Origin of the sequence: Patiriisocius sp. (assembly GCF_051252435.1) — a bacterium.
Taxonomy (GTDB): Bacteria; Bacteroidota; Bacteroidia; order Flavobacteriales; family Flavobacteriaceae; genus Patiriisocius.
Window position 1 is genome coordinate 319930 of the sequence record NZ_JBPOFW010000001.1, and the last position, 19113, is coordinate 339042.

Sequence of the window (19113 nt, forward strand, 5' to 3'; positions counted from 1 at the left end):
AAAATTGAATATCTATATTGTCGAAGACGAGCCGCTCATAGTTATGAGCCTAAAAATGGCGTTGAAAAAAAACAATATAGCTATCGCAGGAAGTAGTGATGAGTATGAAGAGGCAGTCGCCGAAATTTCTGAAACCCAACCCACTTTAGTATTATTGGATATTCAACTACAAAGTAAAAGAGATGGCGTGGACGTTGCTCATTTTTTAAATACTCAACAAATCCCATATTTGTTTTTAACCTCACAAACAGATCCCGTAACACTGTCACGAGTAAAAGAAACAAATCCGTTGGGATATATTGTAAAACCATTTACCGAGGCTGGCCTCCTCAGCAATATTACATTGGCATGGCACACCATTACTCAAGACGACGACACCATAACTTTTAAAGCTGAAGGGAAAAAATACACCATTTACCAATCGTGTATTCAATATTTAAGGGCGTTTGACAATTATTGCTACATCGTCACTTCAACCAAAGAATATTTGGTGCCACACACCTTGAAAAGTATTTCCGAGTTATTAAATCAAACGTTCTTTTTTCAGTGCCATCGCTCCTATTGGATCAATCTAAGAAAAGTAGTCGCCGTAGGTACAGAAATTGTTCAAGTGGATTCCGTTGAAATTCCATTGGGCTATTCCCGAAAAAAGAAACTTACTGCACGTATGACTGACGCTTCCGCTTTGGGGTAGTATACATTATCTTTTTTGCTTTAGAGCGAAAATGTGCAACAACTAAATGATACCAATTCATTTAAATTTCCGCAGAGAACCCTCCTTTTTGTTGGTCACGATTGTGTTCACTAAAAAAATCATGCGTTCACTAAAAAAAATTGCGAAGTAGCTTTTATCTAAATAGATTTACCCTTGTAAGTCAACTCACTTCCCCATTTAACCGTCTGACTGTACTTAACCTGCTAATTGCAAATAGATTTTCGAAACATGAACTTCTTTGCTAATTATAAAGAAAATACAGATGAATAACGCTTTACTTTTAATCGCTGCAGGAGCTATTTTTGATACGATAGGAGATGTTTTTATAAAAAACTGGATTGCCAACAATACTAATATTTCATTAGGTTTTGGCGTGTTTTTCTATGTTGTTGGCCTTTCATTTTTGATTTACAGTTTCACTTTCAAAAATATGGTTGTCACTTCTGTACTCTTTATCATATTTAATCTCATTCTGTTGAGTATGGTCAATTTTTTCTATTTCAACGAAAGCTTTTCAAGTAAAGAAGCCGTTGCTCTGGTTTTAGGCATTGCAGCCATTATTTTATTTGAATTTAATTAAAACGACAATCTTATAATTAAGACCGCAAAGTGAGGAGCGTTGTCTTTTTTTGCTTTACAGCGAAAATGTGCAACAACTAATTTATAGTAATTGGTTTAAAATTTCCGAAAGGAAATACAGAATTCATGTTTTTTTATCTGTTCACTAAAAAAAACGTGCGTTCACTAAAAAAAATTGAGTGGAAAGATTTTATGAGATAGTTTTAACTATATAATTAACTAACCAAATTAATCTCATTTATTTAAGTATTAATGTTGTGAGAGTCACATCCAACTAACTAAGCAGATGTGATAAAAAAAGACCGCTTTGGGGAAGGCGGTCTTTTAACTTTTAAAACTTTATCTATAAAATCATTGAGCAAATATCTTTTCTCCACTCGCTTCCTGCGCCTTAAATTTTTGAACCAATGCCAATGCGTCTGGGACAACATCACTACATAAAATTATTAAAGAACCTTGTTTTGCAGTATTTACGGCATGGGTTATTGCTTCTTTTTCGCTAGGGATGATGGTTGTTTTTATTTTCGGGTTTTGTTGTTTAATTCCGTCATTGAGCATTTTTATAAGCTCCTCCTCTGTTTTACCTCGAAGTCTTTTGTCTTGACGAATGATAATTTCGTCTGCCATTTGTGCGGCAATTCCACCTATCAAATTATTATCTTCTTCGCGTCTATCACCAATTCCAGCGATGATACAAACTTTATGAGTTGCATCAAGTGTATCTGAAAATTGTTTCAATGCTCTCATTCCAGCTGGATTGTGTGCATAATCCAGTAAAATGGTAAAGTTTTGAAATTGGAATAAATTGAGTCGGCCAGGTGTTTGTGCAGCACTTGGAATAAAAGTCTCTAGCGCGGTTTTCATATCTTCAATACTAATGCCATGCACATGCGCTGCTAAAACTGCCGCGAGTACATTTTGTATCATAAAGTTTGCCTTTCCGCCATACGTCAATGGAATATTTACCGCTCTCATAACGCGCATTTTCCATTCTCCTTTGCAAATAGTTACAAAACCATTTTCATACACCGCAGTTATCCCTCCACTTCTTTGGAGCGCCCTCACATGACTGTTGTTTTCATCCATAGAGAACAAAGCAATTTTACACTCAACATTTCTGCGCATTTCATAAACGAGTTCATCATCTGCATTTAAAATGGCATAGCCGTCTGGCAAAACTGTTTCAGGGACAACCGCCTTTACTTTTGCTAATTGTTCTATGGTGTGAATTCCTTTAAGACCCAAGTGATCTGCTGCTACGTTTGTGACAATAGCCACGTTACATTTTTTAAATCCTAATCCTGCACGCAACAATCCTCCGCGAGCACATTCCAATACGGCAAAATTTACCGTTGGGTCTTTGAGGACGAACTCGGCACTTGAAGGACCCGTACAATCGCCCGTCATTAATAATCTATTCTGAATATAAACCCCGTCACTGGTAGTATACCCCACGCGATATCCTTTCATTTTTGCCATGTGGGCAAATAACCTACTGGTAGTTGTTTTACCATTAGTACCCGTTATCGCAGTAATAGGAATTCGTCCCGTATCGTTTTGATTGGGAAATAATTTATCAATCACAGGCGCCGCGACATTTCTAGGCAATCCTGTGGTAGGTGCCAAGTGCATTCTAAATCCTGGGCCTGCATTCACTTCTAGTACTGCGCCACCGGTTTCAGATAGGGGTTTACTAATATCGGTAGTCATTATATCAATTCCGCAAATATCTAAATCAATTATTTTTGAAATTCGCTCCGCCATTGAAACGTTTGCTGGGTGAACAATATCGGTCACATCTTCAGCAGTTCCTCCGGTGCTTAAATTTGCTGTGTCCTTAAGTATTAACCTTTCCCCATCAGGTATAACCGAATCTATGGTATATCCAGCTTCTTTTATAATATTTAACGTAAGTTCATTTGTGGTAATTTGAGTGAGTACATTTTCATGTCCAAAACCACGTCTTGGATCACTATTTACCTCATCGATTAATTCTTGCACCGTTGATTTTCCGTTTCCAATTACATGGGCAGGAGTTCGAATAGCAGCTGCAACTAAAACATTATTTATTACCAACAACCGGTAATCATCACCTTGAACAAATTTTTCGACGATAATTGCACCACTTTTTGAGCTATTTTTTGCGTGTTTATAAGCCTCAAGAGCATGCTCATAATTTTTAATGTTTACAGTAATGCCACGACCATGATTCCCGTCGATGGGTTTCATAACCAATGGATAGCCCACATAATTACAAGCGCCTTCAAGACTACTTTCTCTTCTAATAATATCGCCTCTTGGCACTTCAACCTCAGCTTGTTCCAGTAAAAATTTAGTGTCTTCTTTATCACATGCCAATTCTACTCCAATACTTGAAGTTTCAGAAGTTACCGTTGCCTGAATTCTTTTTTGATTTGCACCATACCCCAATTGACAAAGAGAATATTTATTGAGTCGAATCCAAGGAATCCCTCTACTCTCTGCTTCTTCAACAATACTTCCCGTACTGGGCCCCAATCGCTGCGCTTCTCTCAACTCTCGCATTTCTTGAATATCATCTGTAAAATCATAATCTTCTCCCACGATGAGCGCTTCACAAATACGCACGGCTGCCTTTGCCGCATATCTTCCCGCATCTTCTTCAATGTATGAAAACACCACATTATAAACGCCTTTCTCTCCGTAGCCGCGCGTGCGACCAAAACCAGTGTCCATACCTGCCAAGGTTTGTATCTCGAGCGCAATATGTTCAATAATATGCCCCATCCAAGTTCCTTCTTCCACACGCTGAAAAAACCCACCGGGAGTTCCTACACTACATCTATGCGAATACATGGTAGGAAACATGGCTTCTAGCCGGTCTTTAAACCCGTCAATCTTATCACTTGGTCGCTCCTCCATTTCTTCGAGGTCGAGGACCATTACTATTAATTTGTGACGGCGAACAGACCAATAATTAGGCCCGCGCATTGCGTTTATTTCGCGTATTTTCATAGGGGGTTGGTTTTTAAGTGTTTCTGAAATTTCATGTACTCAACAATCTTTAAATATATAATTTTTTCTTCACTAAAACGCCTATTTTTGCCCACCCAATAATATTTCAGTATGAAACCAAAAGGAATTTTGATACCCATAGGCGGTAACGAAGACAAAGGAATTGAGACAAGCGAAATCTACACGCTTGAATTTATAGAAGAAGGAATTCTATCTCGCGTTGTGAAAGAAGCAGGCGGTGTAGATGCACAGATTATAATCATCCCCACCGCTTCCAGTATTCCAGATGAAGTAGGGAATAATTATCTCCAAGCTTTCGGGAAATTGGGCTGCAACAATCTCTTTGTGATGGATATTAGAAAACGCGAAGACTCTTTAAATCAAGACTTTGTTGACAAAATGAAAACTGCAGATTGTGTCATGTTTTCTGGAGGAAATCAATCAAATATCACAAAAAAAATTGGAGAAACGGAGTTGCATGATATTATGCTGAAACGTTACCAAAATGAAAAAATTGTAATCGCTGGAACAAGCGCTGGTGCTATGTGCATGAGTAAAGAAATGATTACCGGCGGTAGCAGTCAAGAATCTTTTATCAAAGGTGCTGTGGGAATGGGCGAAGGAATGTCTTTTATTCCTGAATTGATTATCGACAGTCATTTTATTCGTCGCGGACGCTTTGGGAGAATGGCAGAAGCCGTTGCAAAATTCCCTAACCTTATTGGTGTTGGTCTTGCAGAAGATACCGGACTTATCATCAAAGGTGGAAAATTTGAAGTGTTGGGTTCTGGAATGGTTATTTTATTCAATGCCAGAAACGCAAAACACAACAATCACCATCTATTGAAAAAAGGAACTCCCATGTCCCTTACAAATTTAAAAACGCACATTTTAGCGAGTGGCGACCGTTTTAATATCAAAAATAAAAAGGTGAAAATCTCTCCATTGGAAATCCCTGTAATTGAAGGATAAAACTATATAATAAAAAAGAGCGCCAATGGCGCTCTTTCTATATATAACTGATCAATTAACTCTCTTTATAGATTTTAATATCCATTTCGCCATTGCTTTTTCGAAAAGCTCTGTACATCCCTTCAGTATTGAAAGGCATTGCAATATTTCCTTTAGCATCAACAGCGATGAGTCCACCGTCACCTCCTATTTTTAATATGCGGTTTTGGATGACCTCGCTTGTAGCTTCTTCAATAGAAAGTCCTTTGTATTCCATTAAACAAGAGACATCATACGCCACGACACCCCTTATAAAATATTCTCCACTACCCGTACAACTTACTGCACAAGTTGCATTGTTAGCGTACGTACCGGCTCCAATCATTGGGCTGTCGCCTACGCGTCCCCATTTTTTATTGGTCATTCCACCGGTAGAAGTTGCCGCGCTAATATTTCCGAAGCTATCCAAAGCAACGGCACCCACAGTACCAAATTTTCCGTCCTTTTTAACGGAATGATCCAACTCAAATTTATCACTATCCTTAATATTTTGCCATTGCTGATAACGCACCTCGTCATAAAAATACTCTGGAGATTCCAATGTGTAATTTTGACTTTTTGCAAATTGCATTGCACCTTTACCCGCTAAAAAAACATGGTCGCTCTTTTCCATGATGTCTCGCGCTAAAGAGATTGGGTTTTTAATTCCGGTAATCAATGAAACCCCTCCAGCTTCCAAAGTTTTTCCATCCATGATGGCAGCGTCCATCTCATGTGTGCCTGTGTGGGTGAAAACTGCACCTTTTCCTGCGTTAAACAAAGGCGAATCCTCTAGTGATTTTACAGCGGTTTCCACAGCATCCATAGACGTTCCGCCATTTTCGAGAACTGCATATCCTTTATCTCTCGCATCTTGTAATGCTGCTTTGTATTTAGCCTCGAGTGCTTCGGTCATTAGTCCTTTTACCAGTGTTCCTGCGCCTCCGTGAATGATAATTGAAAAATTTTTCATATGTGTTTTATTTCAGAAGCGAAAATACTTCTTCTGATTGATGTTTGTGTTAAATCGAAATCAAAATTACGGTATGGGCTATTTAAAATTTGCCAATCAAAGTAGCTTTACTTTTTACCTAAAAGAAATACGTTCACTAAAAAAATCATTCGTTCACTAAGTTTTTTTGCTGGTTTCCTCTTTCGGTTATAGGTTTAACATTTGAATAACAAACCACCATGAAAAAACAATTTCTTTTTTTAATCGCGTTTCTCATTTCCGCAGTAAGTATTGCCCAAAATGGCATTAATTATAAAGCATTGATAAGAGACGGTGCTGGAAACATTGTCGCAAACACGCAAGTTGATCTTGAAATAACAATTAAGAACGATGTATCGCAATTAGAAGTTTACTATGAACAACAAAGTGTTGTAACTACTAGTGATGGAATGCTCATACTTGTTATAGGTGAAGGAACCGATACAAATCAAGACTTTAATACCATAGACTGGAGCGCTGTATCGTATTCCATTGATTTTTTTATTGATTATCCTGGTGGGTCTTTTAATACTGGGTTTCAACCTATGCAGAGTGTCCCTTTTGCAAAATTTGCAAAAAGTTCTTTTGAGGCTGATAAAGTTGTAAAAATACCCGAACCATACATACTTGGCAGAAGCACTGCATCTTCTTCTGCTAAATATAATTTTAATGGAAAATACGGCTGGCAAGCTGCGCAGAAAATGTGTGAAGCTACCTTTCCAGGAGATCCAAATGTGCGTGCATTTACGTTAGAACAAATAACCCAGGCCCTTGTTTTAGGAAACTATGACGCAACTAATTTAGCCAACATTGATCAGGTAGAATTTTGGGCAATAACACCGTTGGCATATGGCAGTAACTCTACTTTTAATCGTCCGCATCAAAATAATGCTTGGGGTTTAAACCTAAATAGTGGAGAGTTTGGGCGCGGAACCAGCGGAAAAATCTTTATAGATGATGACTTAACAAATGGTAATCCAACGTTTAATGATTCTAAAACCTATCTACAAGTAATCCACGACAAAGCACCTGAAATTAACTTTCCGTGTATGTGTGGTACCTATAAAAATTAATTTATAAATGATACTATGAAAACAACTATAATAGTACTTGTCACTTTTTTAATTTCACTTTCAAACTTTGCCCAAAATGGCATCAACTATAAAGCACTTATTAAAGACGCGAACGGCGATATGATAGCCAATCAAGCCATTGTTGTTCAATTTTCTATACTGGAAGCAGGCACTACAAATGTGTATCAAGAAACCCAAAACCCTACTACAGACGACAATGGAATAATCACTGTAAATATTGGCGAAGGCACCGTGGATAGTGGTAACTTTTTGACCATTGATTGGGGTGCGAATAATCATTTTTTAAATGTGCAAGCAGATACCGGCGATGGATTAGTAGACTTAGGGACTACTGCATTTAAAAGTGTTCCCTACGCTAAACTCGCAGAAAAAGTAAAGAATGAAGAAAAATTTGAACTTGGCAAAGTCCCTGTGGGAGCAATAGTTGCATGGCATGGGAGCTTGTCAAACGTAGGACCACTATCTTCTGAGTGGAAACTTTGCAATGGAGCTGTAATCAATGATCCAGAAAGTCCATTAGATGGTCAATTAACACCTAACCTCAATGGGGCTTTATTAACATCCACCGGGTTAATTGTAAGGGGTCGTTTTTTGCGAGGAGGAGCTTCAAGTGGAATGTTAGAAGTGGATAGTGTAAATAGAATTACAAATATCACGAATTCTACTGGACAAACTAATACCCAAAACATTTCTATTCCTACAAGTGGACAGTCTGTGCCTATTGCAAATACCGTTGGAGGACTCACCTCTCCGGCTACACACTCCACCAGATATACTGTAAGTAATCAAGAAAACAGACCAGTGAACATGTCGGTTATTTGGATTATTCGAATAAAATAAAAAAAACATTGTTTTAAGGAGAACTTCTTTAATGACTTCGGAAATATAAATCAAATGCTAATTTGATTTATATTTTAAAAACAATAAAATTGGGCGTTCACTAAAAAAAACATTCGTTCACTAAAAAATTTTGTGAGTCTATTCAATCGGTTATAGGTTTAACTTTTTAAAACCTTACAACATGAAAAATTTAGTACTCTTTTTATTTGCCCTGCTCATTTCCGTAGTAGGTATTGCACAAAACGGGATTAACTACAAAGCACTTATTAAAGATGCAGATGGTGATGTGGTGGCAAATCAAACTATTACTGTTCAATTTTCAATAATTGAAGGATTAGCTACACCTGTTTACCAAGAAACACACAACCCAACTACAGATGCTAATGGAATTATTATTGTTAATATTGGCGAAGGTACTGTAGATTCCGGCAACTTCGTAGCTATAAATTGGGGTGCAAATGACCATTATTTAAACGTGCAGGTAGACACGGGCGATGGTTTGACAAATTTAGGGACTACGGAATTTAAGTCTGTGCCTTATGCGCAACGCGCCCTATCTGCCGCAACCGTAGATAATCCAGTATTTTTTGAGCCGTATATTTTGGGCGTGTCTTCTCAAACAAGCAATGGGCGATTCTCATTTAATGGAAAAAATGGTTGGCAAGCAGCAAACGAAATGTGTAAAGCAAGCTACCCAAATGAACCCTACGCAAGGGCCTTTACTAATGAGCAAACAACACAAGCTATTATCATAGAAAATTATTCTAACAATTCTAATTACAATGATCAATTTTTTTGGGCTATAACTTCATCTTCACTATTTGGTGTGAGCAGTAGTACTTCTAACTACTCTGCAAGAAATAACGGTTATCATTTAAGTCAAAATTCTCCAGATTTTATTAATGGGATGAGGGGTAAAATAAGGTTTGATATTCTATCTCCTGGCAATGGAGGCGGTATAAACATACCTCGATTTTTTGATTTGAATATAACTAGTAATATTAACGCTAGCTATCCATGCCTTTGTGGCACTTATAAACCTGCTAATTAAAAATATTAATTATGAAATCAATTGTACTTTTTATAATCGCTATGTTCATCTCAGCGAATAGCATCTCACAAAACGGCATCAATTATAAAGCACTTATTAAAGATGCCAATGGTGATGCACTTGTGAGCCAAGGCATTTTTGTTCAGTTTCAAATTTTAGAAAGTGGAACTTTAAATGTCTATCAAGAAACGCACGACACGACTACAGATGCAAATGGCATAGTAGTTATAAACATTGGAGAAGGCACGGTCAATAGCGGTAACTTTTTAACTGTTGATTGGGGCAGTGGCGATCATTTTTTAAACGTGCAAGTAGATACTGGAGACGGGTTTGTAGATCTTGGCACTACGCAGTTTAAGAGTGTGCCATATGCTATGATAGCGAAGGATACTGAAAAAGGAACTCTTAATGATGCCTACAATAAAGGCGGTCCTGGAGCAGGGAAAACCATTGACGCCTTAGACGGTAAGGTAACTGTCACTGGAGATGGTTTTGAAGTAAAAGATGAAACTAATAACCCTATTTTATTTGTAGATGGTCCATCAAATAAAATAGGCATTGGAACTAATGACCCTAAAGGAGCTTTAGATATTTCAAGCAACAATAACTTGGGCGCTATTATGCCCAGAGTGGCAGATGTAAGTCTCGTTACTGATGGTAACGGTAATCCCCCCGTAGATGGTACCATGGTTTTTGATACTTCAAAAAACAAATTATGTGTATATATCAATGGTGAATGGGCCTGTTTTGGATTCAACGAAAATGGACAAGTGGGAGGTGAAAACCCAAATGCAGTAAGTTATGATGACGCTGAAATTACACTACTCCAGGATAATCCTTCAAATGCAGGGCAATATTTGGGAGCCGATGTTTCTATAAATGCAGCAGGAACGGTGATGGCATTGAGCAAACCTCGTATAAGTTCAAATTCACCAGCATCAATCATTATTTTTGAAAAGATTAATAATGAGTGGCAAGAATCTCAAGAAATTGTACCCAGCCTTTCAACCAACTTCTATGGTATGGATACCGATATCGATGCAGAAGGAAATACCTTAGTTGTTGGTGCGTACAGTAAAGTTTTTGTCTATGAGAATAGTAATGGTACCTGGCAAGAGACCCAGGTATTAGATAGCCCTTCTGGGTATAATGATTATTTTGGGCTCGCAGTTTCTATGGCAGATGACGGACTTTCCTTTGCTACATCGGCAATACGAAACACGAGTGATGCAATAGGAATTAATGGCGACTTTACTGCAAGTGGAGGAAGTTTTACCGGAGGAGTATATTTATTTGAATATGATGGTTTAGATTGGAATCTCGATACCTACTTTGGCCCTGGCTCCAATCCTCAAAATGTTATACATTTTGGTTGGAATCTTGCATTGAGCGGGGATGGCAATACACTAGCGGCTACTTCAATTTCAGAAAGAGGAGCTGGTACTGGAGTAGATGCAGACCCTTCCATAGGTGGCGCAAGCAATTCGGGAGCGTTGTTTGTTTATAAAAAAAACGGAGGTAACTGGGCTTTCAATAAATATATCAAAGCGCACAATGCTGAGACTGAAGACCGTTTCGGGTCTTCGGTGGCAATTTCTCAAAATGGGAACACTATTGCTGTGGGTGCTCCTCAAGAGGATAGTTTTGAAGGGAAAGCATTTAATCAAAATGAAAATTACCCAACAGATAATTATAAAGGTAATACTGGTGCCGTTTACATATTTGATTATGACAATGGTGCTTGGCAACAAACAGCATTTATAAAAAATAGTAATAATGATATTTCAGATAATTTTGGTCTTAGCTCTGTTGCCTTCAATGCTACTGGCACCATCTTAGCTGTTGCGGCGCCCTATGAGGACAGTTTTAAAGAAGGTGTCTTTGATGAAAGTAGCGATGACAACATATACAGCAATAGTGGTGCTGTATATCTATATGAAAAGAGACAAGGCAATTGGACGTTTATTAATTACGTGAAACCCAAAAAAGAGGCGACCAATTTATATTTTGGGGCCACAATATATAGGGATTATTATAATGGTAGTGTTTGGATTAACGATGGTAGTTGTATTGCCATAAATGCTTTAGGTGATACTGTTATTGCTGGTTACCCAAGATATGACGCTAATAGTGGTGGCGTGGTCATTATTGAAAAATAATTTGTCTTATAAATTATGATTGAAAACAATTATAGTAAATCAATACCTAAATAATTAATGTCTCATCTCGGGATCAGCATTTAATGCTAATCAATTAAATTGTTTGTTTTACTTCGGAAATATTAAATAAATAGAGAATCTTCTATTCACTAAAAAAAGCATTCGTTCACTAAAAAAATTTGTGAGTCTCTTCGTTCGGTTATAGGTTTAGCATTTTATAAAACATTAAAACATGAAATACAAATTACTTTTTTTAATTGCCCTACTAATTTCCGCAGTAAGTATTGCGCAAAATGGCATCAATTATAAAGCACTTATTAAAGATGCCAATGGTGATGCACTTGTGAGCCAAGGCATTTTTGTTCAGTTTCAAATTTTAGAAAGCGGAACTTTAAATGTATATCAAGAAACGCACGACACGACTACAGATGCAAATGGCATAGTAGTTATAAACATTGGAGAAGGCACGGTTAATAGTGGTAACTTTTTAACTGTTGATTGGGGCAGTGCCGATCATTTTTTAAACGTGCAAGTAGATAGTGGAGATGGGTTTGTAGATCTTGGCACTACACAGTTTAAGAGTGTGCCGTATGCTATGATGGCAGAAACCGTAGAGAAAAGTCCGGTATCAGATTTTGCATTGGTAAAAGCAGTAGGCGGAAGTTTAGGAGGGAAAGCCTTTTTTACTACTGAAATTTTTGACCTCACCAATAATTTTGAACCAGATCCAACTGCGTCCTTCGACCCACTATTGAGCAGATTTACAGCTTCAGCGGCAGGCTATTACAAGATTGAAGTGGATATGAATACTTCTACATCCGGAACCCCCTCTTATTCTATTGTGTCGCCATCAATAAGGGTAAATGGACAATCGGTTAAATCGCATACGTATCAAGTGAGACTACATAATGTTGCCGACAATAGAGACGCAAATACCGTTTACTCAACTGAATATCTCGTGCCAGGAGATTATGTTGAAATTTTTATATCTAGTAGTTCTGGAACACAGGTCAACAATGTTACCCTCGAAATTGAGCGCATTAGGTAATAGCTCAATGATACGAATAGCAATTTGATTTACTTCATGTATGCTAATAACCAAGTAGCATTTCGTTTTTTAATCTCGTTCACTAAAAAAAACATTCGTTCACTAAAAATTTTTGACACCCAGTTCATTCAAACATAACTTTATACTTGAAATCATATAATTATGAAAAAAATACTTTTTATCGCATTGCTTGCATCCTGTAGCATTTATGCACAAACTATTGTAAAATCAAGCATTGATAGTGGAGGTGGTTCCGTTTCCGCAGGAAATATTCAAATGGTTTATACCATTGGTGAGGTGATGGTGCAAGAGCGAAGCGCGGGTAATATTCAACTTAGTGAAGGGTTTATTAATCCTACTTCAATTAAAGTTTCAGTAAATCCGAAAGTTTTCTTGCAAGGACCTTTTACTTCTGCTCAAACCTCAGGTTTAATGAACGATAATCTTCGTGTTAATAACCAACTACCCACTACTAGTCCTTATGCAGACGGATTAACTTGTGATGTTAGTGTTTTTTCTATTACAGGCAGTGAAGCAATTGTAGATTGGGTACTTTTAGAGCTGAGAGATGCCGCAGATCGCTCTATAGTGATAGAATCTAGATCTGCTTTGCTACAACGCGACGGAGACATTGTTGATGTGGACGGTACCTTACCAGTTAATTTTAACTCGCCAAGAGGTACTTATTACATAAATGTTGGGCATAGAAATCACCTTTCAATATTAAGTGCTACTCCTATAGCTATAACTTCTTCAACTAGTGTTGATTTGAGCGAAGATCCAATCGCAGTATATGGTGGTTTAAATGCTGTCTCAAATGTATCTGGTGTATTCGCAATGGTTTCTGGAGATGTAACACCCAATGGCGAAGTACAAACCATTGACCTTAATAATTTAAGTTCCGCTCTAGGAGCTTCTGGGTATACTAATCTTGACGCAGACCTGAATGGAGAATTACAAACAATAGACATCAATTTGCACGTCCGCCCTAATTTGGGTCGGGGAATACAATATTAATTTATCTTATAAATAATTAAATAATGAAAAAACATATACTCACATTAGGATTATTACTTTTAACAGTAATGGCGTCGTTTTCACAAGATGAAAATCTCGCACTTACATTTAGCAATGCTATGTTAACTAATGATGGAACCTCAGACTTTTACGAAGTTGATATTATAGCTACTCGAACTTCTGCCGTAGATTTTAAAATAGGGGATGGACAATTTTATATCAATTACAATCCAGCTGCTTTTGGTATTGAAATCGATGATACTACCGTTGATTTTGATTACACCCCTGGTTCTATTTTATCTGAAGTTAATTTTTTCCCTATATATGATTCACCTATAATTCAAAATAGATCAAACGGTATAGTTTCAATAGCTTATGAGCAAAGTTTATCATCAGGTAGTATGGCTGAAAATAATATTGTTTCCGAAGGTAGAGTTTTGGGACATCTCAAAATTCAAATGATTAATATCAATGAAGACCCACAGATAAGCTTCGATATTACAGGACCAGATTTTACAAATGGTTTTTTTACGGCTTGTGGTGATACTACACCTGGCCCTGCATTGAAAAATTGCGGTGTTGTTGGAGTAGATTACTTTCAAATTTTAGGATATGACGGTACAGATAATAGTGGCGCAGCACTACCAGTAGAATTATGCGCAGGTGGAACAACTACTTTTACCACTCAAAATATGTGGGACCCAATGGCGCCAGATAATACGATGAGTGCCATCATTGAAGGAACTTATCTAACGGAAATACAAGGAGATTTAGAAGCCTGCGAATTAACAATCGCTGAAGGCGGTTCACTAATTGTAAGTGCAAACTCCTATGCGAGAATACAAAATGATATCACCAATGATGGCGTATTTTCTGTACTACCTACAGGTAGTCTAGTACAGGTAAATGATGATGCAGTGGTTACTAATAATTCATCATTAAGTGTGTTGATTGAAACACCAGAGTTAGAGCCAAGAGATTTTATGATTATTGGAAGTCCCATGACAAATGACATCCCTGAAATTGCTCCAGACCCAATGAACCCGGGAAACACACCGCATGAAATTTTCAGAAAATTAAACCATACAACAAGCAGTTTTTCCCCTAATCAAGATGTGCAAGACGAATTTCCTAACGGAGCTAATTTTGTAGATCAAGAAGGAGATGACTGGACCACCTATACCGGTATTTACACCGCGGGTGAAGGATTTTATACAAATCCTCAAGAATCTTTGCAAGACGGAGATAAAACATACACCATATTGTACGAGCAAAACGCAACAGATGGAACCATGAACAATGGTATCATTAATTATGCTTTAGGGTATAATATGGAAGGCACACCAGCCGAAAACAAAAACGCAAGTCCCAACTTATTATCTAATCCATATCCTTCCGCAATATCTGCATTGGACTTTCTCAATGCAAACGACGCAATCGATGAGTTATATCTCTGGGAGCATAACACAACGCCTGGAGCATTTCCAGGATGGTTGACGGCCAACTTTAACATGGCAGATATTTCAATCTTCAATAGCATGGGCTTTTCTCCAGCCATGACAGGTAGCCCAACGCCAGCAACTATGGGAGATTTTTCAATCTCTACCGGACAAGGATTTGGTGTAAAAAACAATGGAGCTACTACAAACACAGGACAAACCGCTGTGTTTAACAATAGCATGAGACGCGTGGACAATAACAACACGTTACGAAATCAAACGGCCGACAAAAATAGACTTTGGATAAGTGTTAAAAATTCAGACTATCAACTGCAGAGCACCACACTTGTAGGTTTTGTAGAAGACGGAACTCCTCTTTTTGATGCCAAATATGACAGCGACCGCATAGGTGCACCTTTAGGGATTTATTCACATCACCTTGATGGCACAGGAGCACTTGCAATTCAAGGAAGAGAAGCATTTAATGATGCTATTGAAGTGGGAATTGGTTTTTCCAGTCAAGTGGCTCTTGATGCCGCAGAATATTCTATTTCTTTAATAACGATGGATGGCGAACTATTCCAAGACCAACCTGTCTATTTGAGAGATAACCTTACAGGAATGGTTACCGCACTAAAAAATGAGCCGTACACATTTACAAGTGGTCAAGGGACTTTTGACAATCGTTTTACGCTCTTTTTCAGAGATGCCGAAATTTTAAACAACCAAGATATTGCGCTGAACAACATAAGCCTTTATCCCAATCCTGCTAAAGACCTTATCAACATTTCGTCACCAGCTACAATGATTGATAAAATTCAACTTTTAGATATGAAGGGTAGTGTTTTATTGATGGAAGAAAACGTAGCATCAAACTTGAAAACGATTGATGTGAGCACGCTTCAAAGTGCGGTGTACTTTGTAATAATTGAAACAGAGCAAGGCACTATCAACCGTCGATTCGTAAAACAAAATTAACGTGATGTCTTTATTTTTGGAAACCGAAATATTATTCCTGAGGGACAATTTCATTCAAGAATCAAGAGCTATAACGCTTATTTCTGAAATTGTAAAAACCGAAAAAGTAAGGGATCTAAAATTTCCGAAGCGAAAAAAAGTCGCTTAAATAGATACGCATCGTTAATAATTCAACTAGCAAAACCGAAAGCGCCACGTCCAATTAGGATTGTGGCGCTTTGGTTTTTGTTTGTTACCGAAATTTAATTTCGGAAATAAATTACAGCAATGTTAAAAACCTAAAGTGTCATTCGGTGAAGTTGCGTATTCTTTTTTCTACTTTTGAAATGAACAATAGTACTATTATGCCAGACACTAAAAAAAGACTCTTCCTTGTAGACGCTTATGCCCTGATTTTTCGTGGCTATTATGCCTTTATAAAAAACCCGAGAATTAACAGCAAAGGACAGAACACCTCAGCAATAATGGGGTTTATGAATTCTTTAATCGATGTTGTAAAAAGAGAACGCCCAGATCATCTTGCGGTTTGTTTTGACAAAGGAGGGAGCGTTGACCGTGTGGAAATGTATGAGGAATACAAAGCAAATAGAGACGAAACTCCCGACGATATCCGTTCTGCAATTCCACATATTTACAACATTCTCGAAGCTATGAAAATCCCTATTCTTGTCAAAGAAGGATTTGAGGCAGATGATGTAATCGGTACGCTTTCAAAACAAGCTGAAAAAGCAGGATACACCACATTTATGGTAACTCCCGATAAAGATTTTGCACAACTCGTAAGCGAAAATATATTCATGTACCGTCCCGTTTTTGGCGGCGGATATGAAACATGGGGAATCCCTGAAGTTCAGAAAAAATTTGAAGTTGAAACACCAGACCAAGTCATTGATTATTTAGGGATGATGGGTGATTCCAGCGACAATATCCCAGGATTGCCCGGGGTCGGCGAAAAAACGGCAAAAAAGTTTATCAAGCAATTTGGTTCCATGGAAGGGCTTTTGGCCAACACAGACAAACTCAAAGGCAAAATGAAAGAGAAGATAGAAGCCAATGGGGAGCTCGGTCTTCTTTCAAAAAAGCTTGCTACGATTATGCTAGATGTTCCTGTGGAATTCCACGAGGAAGATTTTGAAATGTGCCCGCCAGACACAGAGAAAGTAATGGAGATTTTTGAGGAACTGGAATTTAGAAGACTAAAAGACAATTTTCTCAAAGCATTTTCAATCGAAGGCATGGCAAGTGTTGGCACAAGCCATCAAGAAAAAACATCTTCTCCCCCCTCGGGGAAGACCGAGATGGGGACAACTTCCAAAAAAGGGACAGCTGGCGAAGGACAATTTTCACTATTTGGTGGTGACAGCGAAGTTAATACTGCAACCGAAAATTACAGCAGCCGAAAAACCATAAAAGACACCGAGCATTTTTATCAAACCATCCAACCGGGAATGGGCACAAAATTGTTTATCGGCAATTTAATGAAGCAAACCAGTGTTTGTTTTGATACCGAAACCACAGGACTCAATCCATTGACCGCAGAACTTGTGGGCATTGCTTTTTCTTGGGAAACAGGAAAAGGATTTTACTTGCCCATCCCCGAAAATAGAGACGAAGCTCAAGAAATCATTGAGCAGCTGCGTCCGTTTTTTGAGGCTTCGGAAATAGAAAAAGTAGGACAAAATTTAAAATATGACATTAAAGTTTTGGCGAAATATAACATTTCCGTAAAGGGAAAATTATTTGATACCATGCTCGCTCATTACCTCATCAACCCAGACATGAGGCACAATATGGACGTACTAGCCGAAACGTATTTGAATTACACACCCGTTTCCATTACCGAACTTATTGGTAAAAAAGGAAAGAACCAAAAATCCATGCGCGACGTTCCTCTAGAAGAACAAACCGAATATGCGGTTGAGGATGCCGATGTTACCTTCCAACTCAAAGAACATTTTGCTGCCGAACTTAAAGACGGTGAATTACAAAAATTATTTGATGACATTGAAATCCCTTTGTTGCGCGTACTCGCTGCAATGGAACTCGAAGGCATTAATCTAGATGAGCAATTTTTAAATAGTTTGTCCGGAGACTTGGAGACTGATATTGCTACTTTAGAAAAGCATATTTATGAAGAAGCCGGAGAGGAATTTAACATTGCGTCTCCAAAGCAATTGGGTGATATTCTCTTCGGAAAATTGAAATTGGTGGACAAACCTAAAAAAACAAAAACAGGCCAATACTCCACTGCCGAAGATGTGCTCAGCTATTTAGCAAAAGACCATAAAATCATAAAAGATGTCCTCGAATATCGCGGACTCGCAAAATTAAAATCTACATATGTAGATGCACTGCCCACTCAAGTAGAGCCAATTACAAATCGCGTTCACACAGATTATATGCAAACGGTTGCTGCTACGGGACGTTTGAGCAGTAACAACCCTAACTTACAGAATATCCCTATTAGAACAGAACGCGGTCGCCAAGTGCGAAAAGCATTCGTCCCTAAAGATGAAAACTATGTTTTATTAGCGGCAGATTATAGCCAAATCGAACTACGAATCATTGCGGCACTTAGTAAAGAAACTACAATGATTGAAGCCTTTACCAATGGCGAAGACATTCATGCTTCTACAGCTGCAAAAGTTTTTAATGTTCCTTTAGATGAAGTGACCCGCGAACAACGTAGCAATGCTAAAACGGTAAACTTCGGTATTATTTATGGCGTTTCAGCCTTTGGATTGAGCAATCAAACCGATTTATCAAGAGGCGAAGCAAAAGAATTGATTGATGCTTATTATGAAACCTACCCAAAACTAAAAGCATACATGGGAGAGCTCGTAGATTTTGCGCGTGAAAATGGATATGTGCAAACAGTTTTGGGAAGAAGAAGATATTTAACAGGCATCAACGGTAGCAACGCAGTAGTGAGAGGCGCAGCAGAACGAAACGCTGTAAACGCACCCATCCAAGGGAGTGCGGCAGATATCATTAAAATCGCGATGATAAATATCTATAACAAACTGGAAACAGGAAATTACAAATCAAAAATGCTTTTACAAGTACACGATGAATTGGTTTTCGATATTTACAAACCAGAACTCGAAGAAATGAAAACCTTAATCAAATCTGAAATGGAGAATGCATTTAAACTTAGCGTTCCATTAGATGTAGAGGTCGGATTAGGAGAAAATTGGTTAGAGGCGCATTGATTTCTA

At 38.0% G+C, this 19113-nt stretch carries 13 protein-coding genes; 11 read left to right on the plus strand and 2 right to left on the minus strand.

All coding sequences use genetic code 11. The features are described from left to right. Window positions 1-4 precede the first annotated feature (4 nt). Window positions 5-694, plus strand: a complete 690-nt coding sequence (locus tag ACSHW7_RS01410) for a LytR/AlgR family response regulator transcription factor (RefSeq protein ID WP_435677530.1) — start codon at window positions 5-7, stop codon at window positions 692-694. Window positions 695-977: 283 nt separating this feature from the next. Beyond that, window positions 978-1295: a hypothetical protein gene (locus ACSHW7_RS01415; protein ID WP_435677531.1), complete on the plus strand. Its 318-nt coding sequence runs from the start codon at window positions 978-980 to the stop codon at window positions 1293-1295. Between the two features lie 350 nt (window positions 1296-1645). On the opposite strand, the gene cphA is transcribed toward ACSHW7_RS01415, so the two are convergent. Next, entirely contained in the window at window positions 1646-4288 is a 2643-nt protein-coding gene (gene cphA / locus ACSHW7_RS01420) for a cyanophycin synthetase (protein ID WP_435677532.1), read from the minus strand. Between the two features lie 111 nt (window positions 4289-4399). Here cphA and ACSHW7_RS01425 point away from each other — a divergent pair, with 111 nt between their 5' ends. Continuing rightward, window positions 4400-5260, plus strand: coding sequence for a cyanophycinase (locus ACSHW7_RS01425; protein WP_435677533.1), 861 nt, complete (start codon window positions 4400-4402; stop codon window positions 5258-5260). A gap of 55 nt (window positions 5261-5315) precedes the next feature. Here ACSHW7_RS01425 and ACSHW7_RS01430 read toward each other — a convergent pair whose 3' ends face one another. After that, complete coding sequence (locus ACSHW7_RS01430) at window positions 5316-6251, minus strand: isoaspartyl peptidase/L-asparaginase family protein (RefSeq protein WP_435677534.1); 936 nt, start codon at window positions 6249-6251, stop codon at window positions 5316-5318. A 218-nt stretch (window positions 6252-6469) separates the two neighbouring features. Here ACSHW7_RS01430 and ACSHW7_RS01435 point away from each other — a divergent pair, with 218 nt between their 5' ends. The 8 genes from ACSHW7_RS01435 to polA all read left to right on the plus strand — a co-directional run bounded on the left by ACSHW7_RS01435 (window position 6470) and on the right by polA (window position 19107). Then, window positions 6470-7342 (plus strand): hypothetical protein, encoded by an 873-nt coding sequence (locus tag ACSHW7_RS01435; RefSeq protein ID WP_435677535.1) that lies wholly within the window; start codon window positions 6470-6472, stop codon window positions 7340-7342. A 15-nt stretch (window positions 7343-7357) separates the two neighbouring features. Then, window positions 7358-8203: a hypothetical protein gene (locus ACSHW7_RS01440; RefSeq protein WP_435677536.1), complete on the plus strand. Its 846-nt coding sequence runs from the start codon at window positions 7358-7360 to the stop codon at window positions 8201-8203. Window positions 8204-8384: 181 nt separating this feature from the next. Beyond that, the gene (locus tag ACSHW7_RS01445) at window positions 8385-9254 is read left to right on the plus strand and encodes a hypothetical protein (protein ID WP_435677537.1); all 870 of its coding nucleotides are present in this window, start codon (window positions 8385-8387) and stop codon (window positions 9252-9254) included. Window positions 9255-9265: 11 nt separating this feature from the next. Next, complete coding sequence (locus ACSHW7_RS01450) at window positions 9266-11413, plus strand: hypothetical protein (RefSeq protein WP_435677538.1); 2148 nt, start codon at window positions 9266-9268, stop codon at window positions 11411-11413. A gap of 232 nt (window positions 11414-11645) precedes the next feature. Next, window positions 11646-12461, plus strand: coding sequence for a hypothetical protein (locus tag ACSHW7_RS01455; protein WP_435677539.1), 816 nt, complete (start codon window positions 11646-11648; stop codon window positions 12459-12461). Window positions 12462-12623: 162 nt separating this feature from the next. Next, window positions 12624-13478 carry a hemagglutinin protein gene (locus ACSHW7_RS01460; protein ID WP_435677540.1) on the plus strand — a complete coding sequence of 285 codons (855 nt, stop codon included), beginning with the start codon at window positions 12624-12626 and terminating at the stop codon, window positions 13476-13478. A 23-nt stretch (window positions 13479-13501) separates the two neighbouring features. Beyond that, a complete protein-coding gene (locus tag ACSHW7_RS01465) occupies window positions 13502-15895 on the plus strand; it encodes a T9SS type A sorting domain-containing protein (RefSeq protein WP_435677541.1) in 2394 nt (797 codons plus the stop codon). A 344-nt stretch (window positions 15896-16239) separates the two neighbouring features. Further along, the gene (gene polA / locus ACSHW7_RS01470; RefSeq protein WP_435677542.1) at window positions 16240-19107 is read left to right on the plus strand and encodes a DNA polymerase I; all 2868 of its coding nucleotides are present in this window, start codon (window positions 16240-16242) and stop codon (window positions 19105-19107) included. The last annotated feature ends 6 nt before the right edge of the window (window positions 19108-19113 follow it).

Coding starts and splice junctions, on each gene's coding strand:
- ACSHW7_RS01415 (WP_435677531.1), top strand. CDS start 978: ATGAATAACGCTTTACTTTTAATCGCTGCAGGAGCTATTTTTGATACG.
- cphA (WP_435677532.1), bottom strand. CDS start 4,288: ATGAAAATACGCGAAATAAACGCAATGCGCGGGCCTAATTATTGGTCT.
- ACSHW7_RS01425 (WP_435677533.1), top strand. CDS start 4,400: ATGAAACCAAAAGGAATTTTGATACCCATAGGCGGTAACGAAGACAAA.
- ACSHW7_RS01430 (WP_435677534.1), bottom strand. CDS start 6,251: ATGAAAAATTTTTCAATTATCATTCACGGAGGCGCAGGAACACTGGTA.
- ACSHW7_RS01435 (WP_435677535.1), top strand. CDS start 6,470: ATGAAAAAACAATTTCTTTTTTTAATCGCGTTTCTCATTTCCGCAGTA.
- ACSHW7_RS01440 (WP_435677536.1), top strand. CDS start 7,358: ATGAAAACAACTATAATAGTACTTGTCACTTTTTTAATTTCACTTTCA.
- ACSHW7_RS01445 (WP_435677537.1), top strand. CDS start 8,385: ATGAAAAATTTAGTACTCTTTTTATTTGCCCTGCTCATTTCCGTAGTA.
- ACSHW7_RS01450 (WP_435677538.1), top strand. CDS start 9,266: ATGAAATCAATTGTACTTTTTATAATCGCTATGTTCATCTCAGCGAAT.
- ACSHW7_RS01455 (WP_435677539.1), top strand. CDS start 11,646: ATGAAATACAAATTACTTTTTTTAATTGCCCTACTAATTTCCGCAGTA.
- ACSHW7_RS01460 (WP_435677540.1), top strand. CDS start 12,624: ATGAAAAAAATACTTTTTATCGCATTGCTTGCATCCTGTAGCATTTAT.
- ACSHW7_RS01465 (WP_435677541.1), top strand. CDS start 13,502: ATGAAAAAACATATACTCACATTAGGATTATTACTTTTAACAGTAATG.
- polA (WP_435677542.1), top strand. CDS start 16,240: ATGCCAGACACTAAAAAAAGACTCTTCCTTGTAGACGCTTATGCCCTG.